The sequence below is a fragment of the Mesorhizobium sp. M1066 genome (assembly GCF_040318635.1).
Taxonomy (GTDB): Bacteria; Pseudomonadota; Alphaproteobacteria; order Rhizobiales; family Rhizobiaceae; genus Mesorhizobium.
In genome coordinates this window covers 1-17,268 of sequence record NZ_JAMYMR010000066.1, presented here as the reverse complement: position 1 = coordinate 17,268, position 17,268 = coordinate 1, and the positions used below count along the sequence as shown (strand labels likewise).

Genomic DNA, 17,268 nt, shown 5'->3' with positions numbered 1-17,268 from the left:
TCACCAGGGTCGCAGCTCAAAGAGAACGGCGCCCTTCGCCGGGGGCCGTCCGTTCCGCATCCCGCCTGACGGCGGCGCGTTGCTGATGCTCCTACGGCCGCCCTGTTGAGCCGGTCTCAGGGCCACGGTCTTTCTCCTGCACCGATCTGACTTGGTCCCGCTGGCGGGCATTTTGGTGCTTCCGTTTTGTACGCTCTTCTCTCTTGGGCGCGCTTCGCGGCACGGCTGCGCCGACATGGATGTGCCTAGCGGCACCTTTCCTATGTAGCGGGAAGAGAGGCGCGCGGCCCTCTCTCCCCAGCAAGCCGCCGCGGGCGGGTTCCCCCATCTTCCTCCGCTTCGCTAGGTGCAGACCGGGGAGACCCCTCCGCCCCCGGGACTTGCCCCCCTCGCTCCCCGCTACTCGCCGCGAGGCAGGGGTTCAGGGGACCTGAACCCTTCAGGTCAATCCCTGAAATCAACAACGAGCAAGTCGATGAATACCGCTGAAATCACTATCCCGCTCGCAGGTAGGGCCGAACTGGCCGCCACCATCGAGGCCCATGGCCTCATCCATAACCTTGTGACCAAGGCGCCGAAGGGAGCCAAGTTCGAAGTCGTCGCCGGAGGGCGGCGACTGGGGGCGTTGCGGTTGCTGCTGGACGAGGGCCGCACCGTACAGGGCGTGGCTGTGACCAAGGATTATTCGGTCAGGCGCCATGCAGTCATCACGAGAACGATGGTCAGAACGACGGTGATCTGACCCCAGAGGATTCGGCCTCCACGCATACAGGCTCCAATCGGCAAAAATGTCGGAGCCGATCAGAGAATGGGGGATTTCGGGAAGTGCAATTACGAAGATGAGGCTGGCGTGTCGCCGGATAGTATCGGCGGCGAATAGGACGGGTTGGCCCGGTTCTGCCCGGGGTCGCGCGCTATCGCCTCATCGCCTCTGCGAGGTCGAGTAGGTTTCGGAGGGCGGTGCTTCGGTTGAAGGGCGACCACACGGCTGAGAACACTACAGGTTCGGGCTCGTCGGCGATCGGCAGAAAGCGGACACCCGCGACAGGTGACAGGCTCGATGCGGCCCCGAGCAACGTGACGCCGAAACCTTGCCCGACCATCGACAGCAACGACGCACGTTCGACAGCGACACGCAGAATAGACGGTGCCGGCCACCGGCCCGACAGCCGCAGGAGGATATGGTCATGAACTTGTGGTCCGGGGCCGTTAGGGCGGACGAGGAAGGTCTCCCCGGCAAGATCGGCCCAAGTGACGTGCTCCTGTTCAGCGATCAGGTGGCTGTCCGGCAGTGCTACAACAAGCGGCTCGGTCCACATTCGTCGCGAACGGCAATCAGGCGTGTCTGGCGTTCCGACCACGAACGCGATGTCGAGTTGATCGGCACGCAGCTGCATGAGCGCTTCTCGCGCCGTGCTTTCGGCGACTTCAAGCTCGACACCCGGATAGGGGGTTCGATATCGGCCCATCAGCTTGGCGAGGAAGCTATGCGGGATCAGACCGTGGACGCCCATGCGTAGCCTGCCGCATTCCCCCAGGGCGGCCATGCCGGCCGACTTTACGGCATATTCGAGGTGCTCGACACCGGCTGATACCCGTTCGACAAAGAGTCGTCCGGCCTCGGTGAGCCGGACGCCGCGTGTGTTGCGCTCGAACAGGAGGATGCCGAGATCTTCCTCCAGCGCTTTGATGCGCGCGCTCACGCTGGACTGGCTGACGCCGAGCGCGTTCGCCGCATGGCGGAAGTTCAGATACTCGGCGACGGCGAGCGTCTGGATGAGTGACGTGAGGGGAATACGCGACCCTAGCGACGACGTCGGCACTCTGCTTCGTCTTTCGGTCATCAGTGCTGAATGCTGTCGTCGTCTCATGTCTCTCTTTTCGCGCCGCTAATCGTTGTGACTCGTGTCCCCTACCGGAGAACAGAATCGGATGAATTGCTCCATTGTCCCGACGGGCAGTGAGTAAGGATGTCCCGTTGGAGGCGACTACTAGGCCAACCAGGCTTCGCAATGTCGCGAGTTTCAGAAATTCGGCGACGGCTGTCTGCTGGCGCAGCGTGCCCTCAGCGAAGATGAGTCGTGTGCAGCTTCGCGATCTCGCGGTCGAGCTTGGTTGAAAGGTCATTCCGCTTGTGGGCGATCGACTTTCCGCCCGAGTGTGTGGCCCCGCCGTAGGCCGCCAGAACAGCCCCTGCGAAATAGATCATCAGCCCCGTCATCGTGGCCGGTGCGTAAGCGGCTAGTCGCGACGGGCGGCCGGGATTGGTCGCTTGCGATTCTGGTGCCGACGAAGCGTATGACCCGGCTGGTCTCCGACAATCTGCGCGAGCCCTTCGGCAACGTGCCTCCGATCGCGCACACGGCCGCCGTCGACATGGAAGGCCCGATCCTGGCGGCGGAGGTGATTGCCTTCCTTCTCCAGCAGCGAAGTCACGCCGGCTGCTTCGACGAATTCGTCGATGTGCTTTGCAGCTATTTCAGCGGCCGAGGGGGCCAGGCGCCGACGAAGGGCGATCTGACGGAAGCGGCGCGGTTCCGCTCCGCTAGGCAAGTGGAATGACTGCCTCGCGAAGGGAAAGGCCGTTCCGGCGAACAGCGTCTTGCAAGCCACGTTCGCGGTCCACGAGGCTGCAGCGGCTGTTGCGCTGACTGGACAGCCCGACGGCGACTGGACCGCCATTCGATCGGTGCTTGAGGCTGGGGCCTGCACCCGGCTCGCCGAGGTTGCGAAGGAGGCGCGCAACGTCCGGCTTCTCGAACGCGGAACGCAGCTCCGGCAAAGCCTGTCGCAGGACTGGCGCGATACCGGCGGATACAAGAACGCGCTGGCTGTCACCCGCCAAGCGTTCGTGCAGGAGCATTTCGCGACCGCTCACAAGCCGGAGTCGGGTGTCGTCGTGATGAACATGCACAAGGCGAAGGGGAAGCAGTTCGATGAGGTCATCATCTTCGAAGGATGGCCGAAGCGCTACAAGGGCGAGATCGTCGGCAACCCGGATCGTATCGTGGGCGGCAATGTCCGCGCGGGGGCGATGACGCAAGCCCGCCAGAATTTCCGCGTGAGCGTGACACGCGCAAAAACCCGGACGACGATCATGTCACCTAACGACGACGTGTGCGTGCTTCTGCTCTCTGATGAGTGAGGATGGATGAAACTTGGCATTTACAGCGATTGAAAAGACACGATGCTGCCGATAGGAGGGATTTAGTCAGCCACCCCAGTTTGACTCCGGCGTGACTAAATAGCGACCAATTCGGCGATTTTGGCCGCGACTTCCGCCATTGACTCCTCGGCAGTGCTCAACCCGGCTCGGGAGGCTAGCAGGAGGCTGACCTGCTCAAGCTCTTCATAGGTCGTTCCGTGAACAACCGGGACGAGCCGCTCACGTCTGAGGAGCGCTGAAAGCTCTTTGTCTGCGATGCCTTCTGCCGGGAGGCGCCGCAACATAGCCGGGGTCACCAACACGATACCGACGCGCGAATTCACCAAGCCCTTGTCGATCGCCCGCATCATCGGCACCCCGAGGCCAAGGTCCTTCTCACTGAACCACACGCGGACACCGCGCGCTTCGAGCAGATCATGCAGTTCTTTGGCGGAGCCCTGCCTGTCATCCCATGCGTGACAGAGAAACACATCTCGAAGATCAGGCTGTGAGGCCGCTAGGTTCTCCACGTTTTCTCGAACCGGCGTGAGCGCCTGCACTTGTTCAGGCGTGTACAACACAGCCGAACCTACTCCCGACCAGCGCGGCTTTGCGGTGCGGCGCCCCGACCCGCCGCTACTCCGACCGCCGCTACCAGAGGAGGAGTATAAAGGGGACGAGTATGATCCGCGGCTGCCGTAGTCGCCGCCATACCCGCCGTAACCACCGAAACGGCTATAGCGACTCCCGCATGCAGGGCAGTCGGCCGCGGCGGCCGATGAGCGATGCCCCCTTACTGGTGCAGTACATCTAGCCATGCCTTTTCATCTCCTTCATCATTCCGCCAGCTCGCGAATCTTATTGATGCGCTTTGTGGCCCATTCAAATTGACTGATAAATTGCATCGCGTACGTCGAAGACGAGCAATGCCTCACGCCTTACGCCTTCAATATCTCGGACGGAGGGATGGCAGAGATGATCTTTGAAACCACATCCAATCCTGTAATCGCGACCAATCTTGGAAAGACTGACCACAGCCTCCGTTCCATCGGGCATTTTTCCTCGCAGATAACCAATTCGCTTCTCTTTCGACCGAGCCAAGTAACTTCTCCTATACGGGCCGCTAGACACGCGGCGTAATACGCGCTGCCGTTCGAATGTCAGCGATTTGCGTACCAATCGCCTGAAGGCTTTGACGCATGTCATTAAAGACCGGCTTTTCCGCCTCTGGATCGCTGATAGTCAGAATCGCCGTGAAGGGTACGCCACCCTCGGGCATCACCTCACCAGCGCGGGTGAGATACTCAACAAAAAGTCGCCAGTTCGAGGAAGGCCCGACTCCCTGCGGGAAGGTCTTGGCGTGGACCTTTACTGGACTCCATTTCAGGTCATGTTCGATTAGCTCCGCCTCGACCGCTGGCGATTCTCGCGAAGATGGGAGGTACAGCGGATCAAGGCGGCCCTTCCATTTGCCTTCATCCTGCTCCTGTTGCAGGACGGCATTCACGTTGACCCGGACGAACTCGGAACCAAACCGGGCATCCAGCGGCGGCGTGGATACGAGCGTGAGCTTTGCCCGCCCTCGACATTTGCCGCCAGGCCCGACCAGGGATGCCGGCCACGGGAACCGGAAATTGATCTGCTGGCCATGCTGGATACGTGAGGCGAAGACGAGGGTGATTGAATGATCGCCCGTCTCCAGAATACGTTCAGCAGATGGCGGCATCCCAAAGCCGACAAGGTGCCGTGCCACCGGTGCCAACATTTTCGGGCGCAAGGGCTCTGGAATCTCGGCGTGGTGGACCAGCAACCCGATGAGGGTTTCACGAGAGACCTCGCCCTCGATGGCGTGGTCGAGGACCGCCGCCGTCTTGGCGACCAAAGGCGAGGCGTAGCTGGTGCCGCAACCGTCGATTACCGTTCCATCCGGAAGGATGGAGAAAAGGCCATGCCCCAGCGTCGCGTGCTGCGTTCCCGCGCCTCCGATGTGAGCGAGGTCGGGTTTCCCGCCGGATCGAAGCCCTGGCCCCCGACGGCTGAAACGGGCTGGAGCGAACGGCAAACAGCCGCTGTGTCCTGATGGATTCAATGCCGCGACTGCAACATTTCTTGCGCTCTCTGCGGGCGTCAGGAGCCCGTCGTTTCGGGCAAGCGCGAGATTAGAAAGGGCTGTTGCCGCATCGGCCGGCCACTCCGGTCGAAGGTCTTGCGGCTGAATGTTACCGGCGGAAATGAACACGACGGCATTGTTTTCTTCGGCAATCTGATCAAGCCGGACCGCATGGGGGCTGTAGCGATCGGGTGCGGCAGGCTGAAGGATGTTCAGACTCATATTGAAGACACGCACGCCATGCCGTGCGCGCGCATCTGCGACGGCCGCATCCATTTCATCGAAAAACTGAGGGAGGCCGCCCGAATAGTAAGATGCGAAGGCACCGGCCTTCTGCTCATTTGGGAATACAGCTACGTCAACCAGCTCCGCTCCGTCGGGTTCGGGGCAAGTCCCCGCACCATTCATACCGGCTCCAGCGACGGCAAGGCCGCCAATGAACGTGCCATGGGAAAGATCCATGTCTTCGTCAGCAAGCACGTCCCATCGATCGATGACCCAATCGGACAAAGCCGAGCTTATGCCGCCATCGATGATACCCAGCCGCGGATGGGTCCTGCGGCTATCGCGAACTGGCATAATCGCGTGATCTGGTCGAGCGCGGCTCGGCGTTGCCGGGCGAGCAGAACGCACCACGATGCCGGGCAACTCGATCCGCCGGACTAAGGGATGCGTGTCTAAGAAGGCCAGCAAACGGCTGTGATGCTGAACATTCGGGTCGAACGGCGCAAGCTCACGGCGCTCCTTTGATGATACGCTCGTCAGCCGTAGGACGGCGCCGTCTCCGGCTCGGTCCAGACGCACGGAAAGCATCGGGAGCCGCTGTCGCCAGTTAGGCAGACGCTCCACTGATAGACTTTGTTCAAGGGCGTTGAAGCCAGCAACGAAGGACTCGACCAGGCGTCTGTGCGCGGGGTCGAGCCGATCCCATTCGGCACGCGGTGGCAATACGTCGAATAATTCGACCTGATACCCGCTTCCCGTCATCGGATTGGCCAGCCATGCAACAGCTTCTTCGACCGAAAAGCTGCGCTTGTCGGACGCGCCATAGAGTTCGATCCGGTCGATCGCTCCGGCCTCGCTCTTTTGCGCTGAGGGGTTGGGTACCTCTTTCCCCTTTTTCTCGTCATAGCGCATCCTGGTCTGCGTTTCGGCTTTGGCAATTTCAGCTTTCACCTGCGCCAATGCCGACGGGCGGCCTTCGACAAGCATCACACCGAGATCTCCACCCCCGACTAGAGGCGCCCGATCGCTGCGGAAAAGCGCCCCAACCGGCCGATGGCTCTTTGCCCAGGCATCTCGTTTAAGGATGACCTTGACGTAGCCGATTGGTCCCTGCGCTTGCGCCGAAAGAATCCCGGAAATAGCGTCGATTTGCTCGATCAGAGCTGCCTTATGGGCGCCAAATTCCCGATCGCGGTGAGCAAAGAAGTCCTTGCGTCCGCCTCCGCCGCCTGCCTCTCGGGCTTCCTCATAATTGTCCGGATTGAGGACGATCTGGATCGGGCTAGCCATGATTTACACCCCCATCGGCTTTACTGGCTTGTCGCCCGAGTTGACGGCTTACGGTCGATTTATCCCGCCCTGCGATTTCGCCGATGTCGGCCATTGAAAATGCGAGAATGGGGTCGTCACGCATGGCCCGGAACAAAGTGGCGGGATCATCAAACAACAGCGTTCGACGCTCACTCTGAATGCGAGCCGCGTTGAGAGTCGCAAATTGACGGAGCGTATCCAGTAATCCTCGGCGATCGTCCTCGCGAACCGTGGTGGCCTTTTTGTATGTCCGCACCAGCGCCTCGATCTCCGCTCCGGTTGAACCTTCAGTGAACCACGCAATAAGACGTAGATGGATGTCGGGAGCCGATACAGGCGGCATAAACATGGCGGCGATCGCCTTCCGCACCTCAAAATCGGGCTTAGGGATTTCAAGCTGGACCTCAAAACGGCGCCAGACCGCCGGATCAAGCAGCTTCGAGTGATTGGTAATGCCGATCGTCAATCCTATGTTTTGTCTAACATCCAGATTTTGAAGAAGGGCATTCACAACACGCTTGATCTCGCCGACCTCTTGGGGGTCGTCGCGGACTTTTGCAATCGCGTCGAATTCATCAAGTAGAAGCACGCAGCGATAGCGATTGGCGAATGCGAAGAGATTTCCAATATTGCGCGCCGTCGTTCCGAGAAATGACGAAACAAGGCCATCCAGTTTTACGAGAACAACGGGCAAGTCCAGCTTGCGAGCAATCCAGAGGGCCAGTCGAGTTTTCCCTGTGCCAGGCGCTCCGTAGATCAAACATGTCTTTGACGGCACGATATCGACGGTCGCGAGCGCCTCGAAGTCGGCCCATTCATCGACGATCGTCTCAACTGCCTGCGTCACAGTCGAATTGAAAAGCGGGGCCGCCTCCTCGACTTCCGACGGAAAGATGATCTCCGCCAAGGCGGCAGCCGTTTCACGATCGACAGGAACCGGCGTGTTGCGACCGAGTGTCTCGCCGGAAAGGTTCGCTCGCGAGCGCTCGATTCGGCTCGGGGCCACCTCTGTTAGGCGATCCGCCGTGGCAAGAATCCCCGCGAGCGACGCTGCTTGCTTTTCCTCGCCATCTTTGACGAGAGCATCCCTTAGCCGCTCGATCTGCTTGCGCAGCGCCGGCGTTGGTGCGCCCATCGCCGTTCGGCAGAGCGCCTGAATGATTGAAAAGTGCTCCATGCGCTAAACCTACGATCTGATGCGAGATTGATGACCTATGATGCATGTAGACGACAATTTGTTGCGCGTCAACGGAAAATGTTGCGCCTTGGTTTGATTTCGATGCGCTTCTGGTTGCGAGGGTGCGGGATGAGTGCTGTTTGTTGCAGCGAAGCCCCATGCCGGTTCGGACGCGGAGTCTGGAGAAGCAGCCCAGACTGGTCAGGCATCGAGCAAGGACGGAATATCCATTGAGGCTAAGATCAAAACCCGTGCTCGTTAGGCCGCTCCAGCAGTCGGCAGCACGAAATAACCGCCAGAGGGATCATTGTCGCTGGACAGCATTTCAGCGATACGGTGGCAGCTCGGGCTAAGCTTTATGTCGCCGTGACGGCCGGCGTTACGCCTGCAACATAGAAGAGGGCCTCCAACCGGCATTCTGGCTAAAGGATGGGGCCAGAGGGCTATGGAGGAGATATAGTTGTCATCATCGCTCGGCGCGGCGTGTTTACGCCGCATCGCTCAAACTCGACGCAGTTTCGCTGGAAACGGTCATCGAAGGCGCTCGGGAGTTGGCTGGCCCGCCATGCGCGAGGATCGTGGCAAGAAACGGGGATGAGGCATGATACGCCAGTCCCCCGATGAAAGACTACTTCCGCGCGTACGCGGGTGTTCAGGATAGGGAAGCGGTTTGATCGAGAGTGTTGCCATCATTGATGTCTGGGACGTCGAAACCTTCGACAGCGAGTTGCGCGGCGACCTCGACGCCCACGCCGATGTCATCCGCAATTACATGCTCACCTCGCGCCGCCAATGACTGGAGCGTGAGGCCTCCGATCACACCATGCCGTATCCCGAAAATCCTTACGCGGGCGAGTTCATGTGGGTGAAGGAGCATATCATGCGGCTGATGGAAGTCCGCACAATCCGCGCCTGGCACTATACTCGCCTGACCGACGCAGAAGTCGGCATTCTCCGGCAAGGCGGCATTTATCCATCTAGCCTCGACACCATTCAATCACGCTTCGCGGCGCAAGTCGCTGCTGGCACATTCAGCCAAGAGGTCACCGATCGCTTGTTCGCTGACAGCCCGTACCAAAGCGATCAGCTCGACTCCCGCTCCAACAAATTCTGGATGGTCTCGCATCCCGTCGACGTCGAAGACGGCGGCGTTGAATTGCTCCTCGAGATTTGGGGCGGCCAGTCAGCCTATTTTTGGCAGCGAGATGCGGCGCTTCAGGACATGCTGAAGCAGATCGGTCGGCCGCGTGTCCTGGAGATCGCCATGCCGCTCGTCCATTCCCGTCATGGCTATTCGGCGGCTGAAGCAGTGGTTGCCACTTATGGCCGGATGCTCGGCTGCCGGCCCGACAAACATGTGTTCGACCTCTACACACATCAGCCACTCGGTCCTGAGCATGTCCTCGTCGTTCATAGCGAAGGCGAATCCAATTTCGGCGTCGTGGCTCGGGGCTACCCGGCCGGCTTCGTCGACGTGAACCTCGGCCGGTGGGACGAGGAATGAGCGGAGTGGACACTGCCCCCGACGCGGTAGTCTTCCTGCGCGAGATTGCTGGAGAACTCGCCGATATCCACAGCGGCAGCGACTATTCACTCTGGCGCGGCGAGGCAAAGCACCGCGTCGATCAATATCTCTTGCGCGCGGAGCCGTTCTCCGATTTCGCGACGTGTTGGGCGTTCAGTGGTGACGGCGGCGGCTCTGTCGTCGGGGGCCGCTTCGGTGAACGGGCGATTGACCGGCTCGTCGAGAAAATAGCGCCGGAAGATATCGTTGCACTCTTCACGGACGAAGTGGCGCGGAATACCGCAGTCTACGAGGACGTTTCTCCGGTGCTTGGCATCGAAATCAACGAGCCTTGTGAACTGGGTGATGGTGTTCGCCTTGTGCCGCCAGGGGCCGACATCTTCAGCGGATTCGACTATCCTTGGCGATATTCGTGGCCGAGCATGCCCACCGGAACCGGCTTCCTCATCCAGTCCTACAAGGTAACGCCAGCCTTCGAGCAACACCCGGCTGAAGCAAATGGGCCAGCCGGGACCAGCATAACACAGCCCGCCTCATCGGCGCGTGATGCAATCCGCCGCCGTCTCCGGCTCGCCTGTTTGCTTGGCTCCAACGGCGGGGTCGAGTTGCCGATGTCGGTAATTCTGTCGGATCGCCGCGCATTGCTGTCGGCCGGTGGCACTATGTCAGGCCGTCCGTTTGCGGCTCACCCGCTCGTGGCGTTCCCAGCGGACATGGCGATGATCAAGACCGTCTTTGGGCAGTTCGCGGCATTCGCCGAGGGAGATAGTCTTACCCGTGCAATCGACCGCCTCGGGCGCTCGCGGTTGGCGATCCATCCTGTCGACCGCGCTCTCGATTTGGGCATGGCGGCGGAAATCGTGCTGATGCACGATCTCGGAACGTCGAATACCGAAATCACCTACAAGATTGGCAGTCGCGCCGCATGGCTCCTGGGCGAGAGTGCCGCCGAGCGCACCAAGATCTTCGATGAGATGAAGCATCTATATAAGGCCCGGTCGGACGCGGTCCACTCGGGTGTGCTTCCGCCGAAGTCCAAGGTCGATCTCGATCTCGCCGATCAACTTGTTGTCCGTGTCGTGCAAGCCATCCTTCAACGCGGCAGTTTTCCGGATTGGACGAGCCTGACGCTGGGGGGCGAAGGCTGACGCAATCTTGTTCGATCGACAGCAATAAGACATCGGCTGCTAGCGGCCTACGAATGACTCTATAGGAATCGGCTATGCGCTCTCTTACGGATTTCCTTGCTGGCCTGCCTGACATCATGCCCATTAAGACGAGAAAGCTCGTCCTTGAAGGAGGTGTTCTGTCGAAAGCTGAGCGCGCCGACATCTACATGCGCGAAAGGAATTGGCTCGATCTCGTTCTTGAGGTTGGTCCTGATGCGGCCGCGGCGATCCTGTCAGCCTACAAGGACGGACGCCTTCCGATGAAGAGAGGCTGCACGCCAACGGATGCGCCGGAAGCAGAAGCTTATCTTGCCGAAGGAGACAAACTTAGGGAGCAGCTCGCGGAGAGAAGGAGGAGGGAGCAAGCGGTTAAAAACCCATCGCTCATTCTGGAACGCGATCTCATGGATCACCCTCTGATCGACAGCGTGTTTATTGCCAATATTGGCACCGGATCAGGTTCGATGGTGATAGCGGGCATCACGGTGCATAAGCAAGTCATCGGCTACAAGAGCAATAGCGGCAAGAGCACTGGTTGGCGCGTTCGGTTTGACTGGACAGGATCGGATGGTCAGCCCCGGCACTCCGAGACGGTCCCGCCGGAGGCCGACAATCGACGCAACGACCCCGATCGAAACTGGGGCTTGCATGAATGATGGCGCGACCAAGTGGCGATCGAGCAGGCCAGTGACAGAGACCTTGGCTCGCCCTCACGACGAAGGATAACCAAAGGAGGGCATTAGAGGGCAATGGCGGAGATGTAGTTGCCATCATCGCTCGGCGCGGCGCGCCAGATGTTTCAATTAGTTACACAACATCCAAACTTGTTAATATTTCGATGTAACCTTCATGTAACGGATATCCGACCACTGGAAACACTGGGTATCAAGCGGGTTGCTCGTGGGATGCACGGCGAGGCAATACTTCTGACCGATGGTCGCTGCGGTACATATTTCTGATTTGGGGGAGGCATCATGGCACGTATACGGTTGATAGAGATTGTAAATTTCCGGGGGATCAAGGAGCTTACATGGGCTCCATCCGCTGGAATCAATTGCCTGATCGGCCCCGGGGATAGCTGCAAAAGCTCAATTCTCGACGCCATTGACCTTTGCCTCGGTGCGCGCCGCAATCTCCAGATAACCGACGCTGACTTCTTCAACCTGGACGTGACGCAGCCGATTTCGATCTCGTGCACCATCGGGGCATTAACCGACCGATTGAAGAACATCGAGGCTTACGGACTATATGTCCGCAATTTCATCGTGGAAACGGCGCAGCTGGAGGATGAGCCGGAGGCGGCGGGCGAAACCGTGCTTGCCGTCAATCTCAGTGTCGATAGTGATCTCGAGCCGGTCTGGACGCTCATCTCGAAGCGCGCGGCCGATGCAGGCCTGGTCCGGAACCTGGTGTGGGCTGACCGGCAGGCGATCGCGCCCACACGCATCGGTGCGTTTGCGGACGGTAACCTCGCCTGGCGCAGAGGGTCCGTGCTGAACAAGCTCTCAGAAGAGAAAGCCGACATCTCGGCAGAATTGGTGAAAGCCGCGCGCGAGGCACGTGTCGGCTTCGGCGACCGTGCCGGTGCCCAACTGGGCGCGACACTGGCAGTCGTGAAAGACACGGCCGATGAACTCGGTATCCAGGTTCTGACTTAAGCCGAAGACCGGCGAAGGCGTTCTTCTGGGAGCCCGCCGCTTTCTGGATTTGTTCCGCCATCACCATCCCGGTCAAGACCTCGAGGCATTGACGGCTGAGCACGTCCTTGCTGCTGTCGAGCATCGGCTGTCGCTATCGGCGACCACCGGCACCCGCACGGCAGCGACTTCTCACATACGAACATTTCTTCAGTTTTTATGTTGGGCGGGCCACCATGACCAGGATCTCGACCGCGTCGTCCAAGGACGCCTCATTGGCGTTTGGCGCATTTGCCGCCGCGCCTTGCATGGGATGACGTTCGGCGCGCAATAGATGCGATCGGCGCAACGACGCCGGTCGACATCGCGATCGAGCCGTCCTGCTGCTACTCGCCACCACGGCCATTCGCAACGGCGAGCTACGCGCCATTCAGCTGCAGGATATCGACTGGCGTGCTGGCGAGGTTTCTGTCAGGCGCACCAAGGGCAAGCGGGGATCGGGTGGCGCCGCTGCTCGAGGAGACTGGCGCTGCGCTCGCCGACTACGTCCTGCGCGCTCGACCGAAGGTGGATAATTATCTGTTCCTGTCCTTCACGCCGCCCGTGGCACCGTTCAACTACGCGTCGCCTGTTTCGAGGATCGTGCGGAAGCGCTTGCGACATGGCGGGGTTGAACTCAGGCAGGTCGCAGGTGCGCATCTCCTGCGCCACAGTCTTGCCACCCAGCTCGTCAAGCAGCGAAGGCCGATCAACGAGGTCGCCGATCTCCTGGGACACCGCAGCATCAACACAACGGCGCTGTGCGTAAAGGTCGCGACCTCGCAACTTACCGAGGTCGCACTCCCCTTTCCAGGAGGCGTGGCATGACCGCCTTTGCCCGATTCCTCCGCGAGAAGCCGAGTGTTACATCGAGCTACGCCACTCCCTCGGCTGTGCCTTCTGCAAGCAAGCCGGCACGTTGCGGGCTTTCGTGAGGTACGTTGAGCGCGCTCAGTTCGATGGGCCCGCCACTCGAGCATTGGCGCTGGATTTCGCGCTGTCGTCCAGCGGCGCCGCGAACAGCCGCGTCACTCGTCATGGCGTGCTCCGCCGGGTTTACGAGTATCTCGCCGTCTACGATGCGCGAACCGAAGTCTTGGAGCGCAGGGCTATCCGGCCCATCGGATCGATATTTGCTGCCGTGGAATTGGATATCCGCAAAACTGCGGACCCAACCAGCGGCGGCCTGATCATGCAGCGCAATAAGGTGCATCACGTCTACACCGGCGAGCGTGTCGCCAGGGACCTCGGCGTCAGCGAAGCGCTCATCCAGGACCTTACCCTCGGTCTCGAGCCAGAGGACGGCGTCATGTGGATCTACGGGGCCAACGATGACGACGGGATCTTGGCTTCACCGATGAAGGCATCGAAAAACTCTTCCTCGAAGAATATCAACGCGTCTCCCCATCGAAAGCTTGACCCCAGCACTCCGGTGCTCGGGTCCTCATGGCCACCAGATACGCACGTCTGCGGTCTTCACCGGATGCGTACCATCGACCGCGGGGGACGCCCCCTCAGCCCTCGCAGGCGCTGGCATGGCTTGCTCGAGCGCTCGTGGAAAGAGCTCTGGCGAGGCGGAATTCCCCGCCCGCAAGCTGGGCGGAGCGAGTTCCGGTGGCCTCAGTGGCACCTCCTCGCTTGGCCCGCTGTGCTGCGCAGGGGCGTCCCCAATGGCACGAGCCTCCATGCCGACTGCGTCTTCCGGACGAGCAGCAAGGGCAATTTCGCGCCCGAGTGCGGCGTACGGCGGGAACTTCCGGAGATGAGCTAGTGCACTGATCCACCGGATACCACTGGAGTCCATATAGCGCTTGGCATCTTCATCCAGCGACCCCTCGTGAAGCCGAGCCGCAATCCCCGGCTTTTTGTTTTCATGCAGGTATTCACTGAAACGTATAAGAGTAGATCCATAGACCTGAATGGTACCGCGATTCGGCCCGGTCGCAGGCGCTGCCTTGTCCCCTTTGATGAGAGCCGCTTTGTAATCTCTGATGAGCGCGGCGTCGGCAGGGTAGGGATTCCGGACAGGGCGGTCCACCACTGGCGCTCCGCCCGCCGACGTCTTGAGACGACCCAGTGCTCTAGCCACGTCCGAGGAGCCACCCCTGCTCAGGTACTCCTTGAGATCGTTATCCAGCGACTCCTCGTGAAGCCGAGCGGCAAATCCCGGCTTGTTGTTTTTGAGGAGCCAATGACCAAAGCCGGAAAGAGAATTTACATAGCGCGTGACCGCGCGCCGCTTGGCCCCCGCGTAAGCTGACCTCAGCCCTTCGACAACGGTCGCATCGTTGGAATAGAGGGGACCCTTGTCGGGACCGGAGACCACTATTGGAGGATCTGGCTGCACCGCCGCCGGCACAGAACGAGCATGGTCACGCAACTCGAACGGTGCGGGGGGATTCAGATCAACCACTGACGAATCCGGCGCATGATGATGGCGCGCCGTTGAGTGACCCGGCTGCAGCACCGAGGCACCCTGCATCGACCCACTGCCTCCGGCATACGGCGCCGCGGCGTCCTCTTGTCCGCTCCCTTGCATCATGGGCTGCGCTTCCCACGGCAATGCACCCACTTGATGGGTGGAGGCCTGCATCAGCACGCGAGCGCCTGAATTGCCGATCTCGCTCAGCTGCGGCTCAGTGGCAACGTCCTGCAGACGACTCTTCAGGGTCCTGTGCCTCTTCGCTGGTCTCAACTCCGCTATATCATGCTCACGGTTGATGAGGACCTCCTCGCTTGATAGCTGGTTGCTCCTGTCCAGTGCAGCGATCTGCTCGTCCGGCGCGCCCTGGTCGCCGTGGCGCCCGCTCAGGGGACCAAAGGACTCTGCGGGATCCGAGGCTTCGTGATGGTGCCCAGTTGGCACGAAAGACGATGCCAGAACAGCGTCGTCTTCATTAGCTTTCCCAGGGAGATTCTCTGGCCGACCCAATGCCTCCTGCGGCCCGCTGCGCTGCGCAGCGGCGTCCCCCTTGCTCTCAAGACTTTGAGATTTAAATGGTTCCCCGGGAACAACGTCCCGTACGAACACCGAGTCTGGGTTACCTTGGTCCGGCGCGACTGGAGCCAGGGCTCTGTCGTGCAACGCTCGCGCTGACTGGCCGAGCCGCTTGATCCTCTGGTGAAACGTCCCAACGGGGCTTTCCTTAACCGCGTCTCGGGCGTGTCGGTCCATGAGTTCAAAGTTCGTGAGATTATTTGCCGTTCCAGATGTATCGTCACCCATGAGTCGGGTTTGTAGTGCCTGCCGATTGACGACGAGGTTGTTGAGGTTCACGTCTGGCAGGTCTGGCAGGTCTGGCAGGTCTGGCAGGTCTGGCAGGTCTGGCAGGTCTGGCTGCCATCTTTGCAATCGCCCAACCAGCGCCCGCGTGCCGTCCACCACGTAGACTCCGCAATCCCACTCGTTGCTCTGCTGGGCGATGCGGGGTAAGTCCACGCGGGTCTCCAGGCTGGCGCCCAGCCTTTCTGCGAGGTGTTTTGCAAGCGGGTCATGGCATCCGCTGACGGAGTCATAATGATAGGCAACCGGCCGTTCCCGGTCGCGGCGATCAACGAACAGCAGCGACCAATGCTTGCCGCGGTTCTCAAGCTTCGTACCGGCATCGCTCACTGGCACGAACAGGAAGTCGGCTGTGTCATTACCGTTCTGATTATGGACGATGCGCTGGAATGCGCTTAACCTGTCGCTCTCGGAGCCCAAGCGCAGATGATAATTGGCTACGACGGGATCCACGAACCGCGTCCGGGCGGCGAGATCTGGATTGTTCCCCTGCAACTCCTGCTCCAGGAGCTGGTAATCCCTCTGGATATGTTCGTCGCCTAGCAATTGCAATGCGCCGAGCACCCGCCCGCAGGGGTCGCCGAAAACACCAAAAAACCCTTCGACCGCGGGGGACATCCCCTCAGGAAAGAGCTCTGGCGAGGCGGAATTCCCCGCCCGCAAGCTGGGCGGAGCGAATTCCGGTGGCCTCAGTGGCACCTCCTCGCTTGGTAGCAGGTTGCTCCTGTCCTGTGCAGCGATCCGCTCGTCCGGCGCGCGCTGGTCGCCGTCGCGCCAGATCAGGGGACGAAAGGACTCTGCGGGATCCGAGGCTTGGTGATGGTGCCCAGTTGGCCCGAAAGAAGATGGCAGAACAGCGTCGTCTTCATTACCTTCCCCAAGGAGCTTCTCTGGCCAACCATAGAGTGCTGACCTCAATCCTTCGATAACGGTCGCATCGTTGGAATAGAGAGGACGCTTGTCGCGACCGGAGACCACTATTGGAGGATCGAGTTGCGCCTCCCATGGCGATGTATCCACTTGAGGGCCGGGATCATGCACTGGTTCGTCCATCTGCTTTTGCACCCGAGCCAGCATTGCGGCCTGCGCGGCCTCGCCAACCGCGGAGGACGTCTCCTCAGCCCTGGCGAACGCTGGCCCGGCAGGCGCCGGCGGCACAGAACGAGCATGGTCACGCAACTCGGACGGTGCGGGGGGATTCAGATCAACCACTGACGAATCCGGCGCATCATGATGGCGCGCCGTTGAGTGACCCGGCTGCAGCACCGAGGCACCCAGCATCGACCCACTGCCGAGATCATGCACTGGTTCGTCCATCTGCTTTTGCACCCGAGCCAGCCTTGCGGCCTCCGCGGCCTCGCCAACCGCGGAGGGCGTCTCCTCTGCCCTGGCTAACGCTGGCCCGGCAGGCGCCGGCGGCACAGAACGAGCATGGTCACGCAACTCGGACGGTGCGGGGAGATTCAGATCAACCACTGACGAATCCGGCGCATCATGATGGCGCGCCGTTGAGTCACCCGGCTGCAGCACCGAGGCACCTAGCATCGACCCACTGCCTCCGGTATGCGGTGCCGGGTGCTCGTCCCCCAGCATCATGAGTTGCGCCTCCCATGGCGATGTATCCACTTGAGGGCCGGGATCATGCAC

17 protein-coding genes and 1 pseudogene are annotated in these 17,268 nt (G+C 60.6%); 10 read left to right on the top strand and 8 right to left on the bottom strand.

Annotated features, from left to right (window positions below; translation table 11 throughout):
* Window positions 1–475: 475 nt before the first annotated feature.
* Window positions 476–628: pseudogene (locus NKH52_RS35565) on the top strand (ParB N-terminal domain-containing protein); the annotation flags it as partial.
* Between the two features lie 286 nt (window positions 629–914).
* On the opposite strand, the gene NKH52_RS33805 reads toward NKH52_RS35565, so the two are convergent.
* Both NKH52_RS33805 and NKH52_RS33800 read right to left on the bottom strand, forming a co-directional pair.
* On the bottom strand, window positions 915–1,844 hold the full coding sequence (locus NKH52_RS33805) for a LysR family transcriptional regulator (protein ID WP_352657921.1): 930 nt from the start codon (window positions 1,842–1,844) through the stop codon (window positions 915–917).
* Window positions 1,845–2,065: 221 nt separating this feature from the next.
* On the bottom strand, window positions 2,066–2,209 hold the full coding sequence (locus tag NKH52_RS33800) for a hypothetical protein (RefSeq protein ID WP_155922533.1): 144 nt from the start codon (window positions 2,207–2,209) through the stop codon (window positions 2,066–2,068).
* A 74-nt stretch (window positions 2,210–2,283) separates the two neighbouring features.
* On the opposite strand from NKH52_RS33800, the gene NKH52_RS33795 reads away from it, so the two are divergent.
* Window positions 2,284–2,562, top strand: coding sequence for a hypothetical protein (locus NKH52_RS33795; RefSeq protein WP_352657919.1), 279 nt, complete (start codon window positions 2,284–2,286; stop codon window positions 2,560–2,562).
* A gap of 40 nt (window positions 2,563–2,602) precedes the next feature.
* The gene (locus NKH52_RS33790; RefSeq protein WP_352657916.1) at window positions 2,603–3,145 is read left to right on the top strand and encodes a hypothetical protein; all 543 of its coding nucleotides are present in this window, start codon (window positions 2,603–2,605) and stop codon (window positions 3,143–3,145) included.
* A 95-nt stretch (window positions 3,146–3,240) separates the two neighbouring features.
* Here the strand turns inward: NKH52_RS33790 and NKH52_RS33785 are convergent, their stop codons facing one another.
* From NKH52_RS33785 to NKH52_RS33770, 4 genes are all read right to left on the bottom strand, one after another.
* Window positions 3,241–3,723, bottom strand: coding sequence for a toll/interleukin-1 receptor domain-containing protein (locus NKH52_RS33785; RefSeq protein WP_434221487.1), 483 nt, complete (start codon window positions 3,721–3,723; stop codon window positions 3,241–3,243).
* A 304-nt stretch (window positions 3,724–4,027) separates the two neighbouring features.
* Window positions 4,028–4,246, bottom strand: coding sequence for a hypothetical protein (locus NKH52_RS33780; protein ID WP_352657911.1), 219 nt, complete (start codon window positions 4,244–4,246; stop codon window positions 4,028–4,030).
* A 22-nt stretch (window positions 4,247–4,268) separates the two neighbouring features.
* Window positions 4,269–6,770 carry a S8 family peptidase gene (locus NKH52_RS33775; RefSeq protein ID WP_023747640.1) on the bottom strand — a complete coding sequence of 834 codons (2,502 nt, stop codon included), beginning with the start codon at window positions 6,768–6,770 and terminating at the stop codon, window positions 4,269–4,271.
* Complete coding sequence (locus tag NKH52_RS33770; RefSeq protein WP_023747639.1) at window positions 6,763–7,968, bottom strand: AAA family ATPase; 1,206 nt, start codon at window positions 7,966–7,968, stop codon at window positions 6,763–6,765. Before NKH52_RS33770 ends, NKH52_RS33775 begins: the two co-directional genes overlap by 8 nt.
* Window positions 7,969–8,638: 670 nt before the next feature.
* Here NKH52_RS33770 and NKH52_RS33765 point away from each other — a divergent pair.
* From NKH52_RS33765 to NKH52_RS33735, 7 genes are all read left to right on the top strand, one after another.
* The gene (locus NKH52_RS33765) at window positions 8,639–8,764 is read left to right on the top strand and encodes a hypothetical protein (protein ID WP_352657908.1); all 126 of its coding nucleotides are present in this window, start codon (window positions 8,639–8,641) and stop codon (window positions 8,762–8,764) included.
* 84 nt (window positions 8,765–8,848) lie between these two features.
* On the top strand, window positions 8,849–9,472 hold the full coding sequence (locus NKH52_RS33760) for a hypothetical protein (protein WP_352657905.1): 624 nt from the start codon (window positions 8,849–8,851) through the stop codon (window positions 9,470–9,472).
* A complete protein-coding gene (locus NKH52_RS33755; protein ID WP_352657902.1) occupies window positions 9,469–10,641 on the top strand; it encodes a hypothetical protein in 1,173 nt (390 codons plus the stop codon). Before NKH52_RS33760 ends, NKH52_RS33755 begins: the two co-directional genes overlap by 4 nt.
* 74 nt (window positions 10,642–10,715) lie before the next feature.
* The gene (locus NKH52_RS33750) at window positions 10,716–11,318 is read left to right on the top strand and encodes a hypothetical protein (protein WP_023835299.1); all 603 of its coding nucleotides are present in this window, start codon (window positions 10,716–10,718) and stop codon (window positions 11,316–11,318) included.
* A gap of 318 nt (window positions 11,319–11,636) precedes the next feature.
* Window positions 11,637–12,320, top strand: a complete 684-nt coding sequence (locus NKH52_RS33745) for an AAA family ATPase (protein WP_352657898.1) — start codon at window positions 11,637–11,639, stop codon at window positions 12,318–12,320.
* A gap of 359 nt (window positions 12,321–12,679) precedes the next feature.
* The gene (locus NKH52_RS33740) at window positions 12,680–12,874 is read left to right on the top strand and encodes a site-specific integrase (protein ID WP_352736575.1); all 195 of its coding nucleotides are present in this window, start codon (window positions 12,680–12,682) and stop codon (window positions 12,872–12,874) included.
* Window positions 12,801–13,166 carry a tyrosine-type recombinase/integrase gene (locus NKH52_RS33735; protein ID WP_352736569.1) on the top strand — a complete coding sequence of 122 codons (366 nt, stop codon included), beginning with the start codon at window positions 12,801–12,803 and terminating at the stop codon, window positions 13,164–13,166. The genes NKH52_RS33740 and NKH52_RS33735 overlap by 74 nt, the downstream gene beginning before the upstream one ends.
* Window positions 13,167–13,212: 46 nt before the next feature.
* On the opposite strand, the gene NKH52_RS33730 is transcribed toward NKH52_RS33735, so the two are convergent.
* Window positions 13,213–13,551, bottom strand: coding sequence for a hypothetical protein (locus tag NKH52_RS33730; RefSeq protein WP_352657892.1), 339 nt, complete (start codon window positions 13,549–13,551; stop codon window positions 13,213–13,215).
* Window positions 13,552–13,782: 231 nt separating this feature from the next.
* On the bottom strand, window positions 13,783–17,217 hold the full coding sequence (locus tag NKH52_RS33725; RefSeq protein ID WP_352657889.1) for a Ulp1 family isopeptidase: 3,435 nt from the start codon (window positions 17,215–17,217) through the stop codon (window positions 13,783–13,785).
* Window positions 17,218–17,268: the final 51 nt, after the last annotated feature.

Excerpts from the sequence above, each read along its gene's own strand:
- NKH52_RS33725 (WP_352657889.1), bottom strand. The coding sequence starts at position 17,217 with ATGATGCTGGGGGACGAGCACCCGGCACCGCATACCGGAGGCAGTGGG.
- NKH52_RS33745 (WP_352657898.1), top strand. The coding sequence starts at position 11,637 with ATGGCACGTATACGGTTGATAGAGATTGTAAATTTCCGGGGGATCAAG.
- NKH52_RS33760 (WP_352657905.1), top strand. The coding sequence starts at position 8,849 with ATGCGGCTGATGGAAGTCCGCACAATCCGCGCCTGGCACTATACTCGC.
- NKH52_RS33775 (WP_023747640.1), bottom strand. The coding sequence starts at position 6,770 with ATGGCTAGCCCGATCCAGATCGTCCTCAATCCGGACAATTATGAGGAA.
- NKH52_RS33805 (WP_352657921.1), bottom strand. The coding sequence starts at position 1,844 with ATGACCGAAAGACGAAGCAGAGTGCCGACGTCGTCGCTAGGGTCGCGT.
- NKH52_RS33755 (WP_352657902.1), top strand. The coding sequence starts at position 9,469 with ATGAGCGGAGTGGACACTGCCCCCGACGCGGTAGTCTTCCTGCGCGAG.
- NKH52_RS33770 (WP_023747639.1), bottom strand. The coding sequence starts at position 7,968 with ATGGAGCACTTTTCAATCATTCAGGCGCTCTGCCGAACGGCGATGGGC.
- NKH52_RS33730 (WP_352657892.1), bottom strand. The coding sequence starts at position 13,551 with ATGCACCTTATTGCGCTGCATGATCAGGCCGCCGCTGGTTGGGTCCGC.
- NKH52_RS33800 (WP_155922533.1), bottom strand. The coding sequence starts at position 2,209 with ATGATCTATTTCGCAGGGGCTGTTCTGGCGGCCTACGGCGGGGCCACA.
- NKH52_RS33750 (WP_023835299.1), top strand. The coding sequence starts at position 10,716 with ATGCGCTCTCTTACGGATTTCCTTGCTGGCCTGCCTGACATCATGCCC.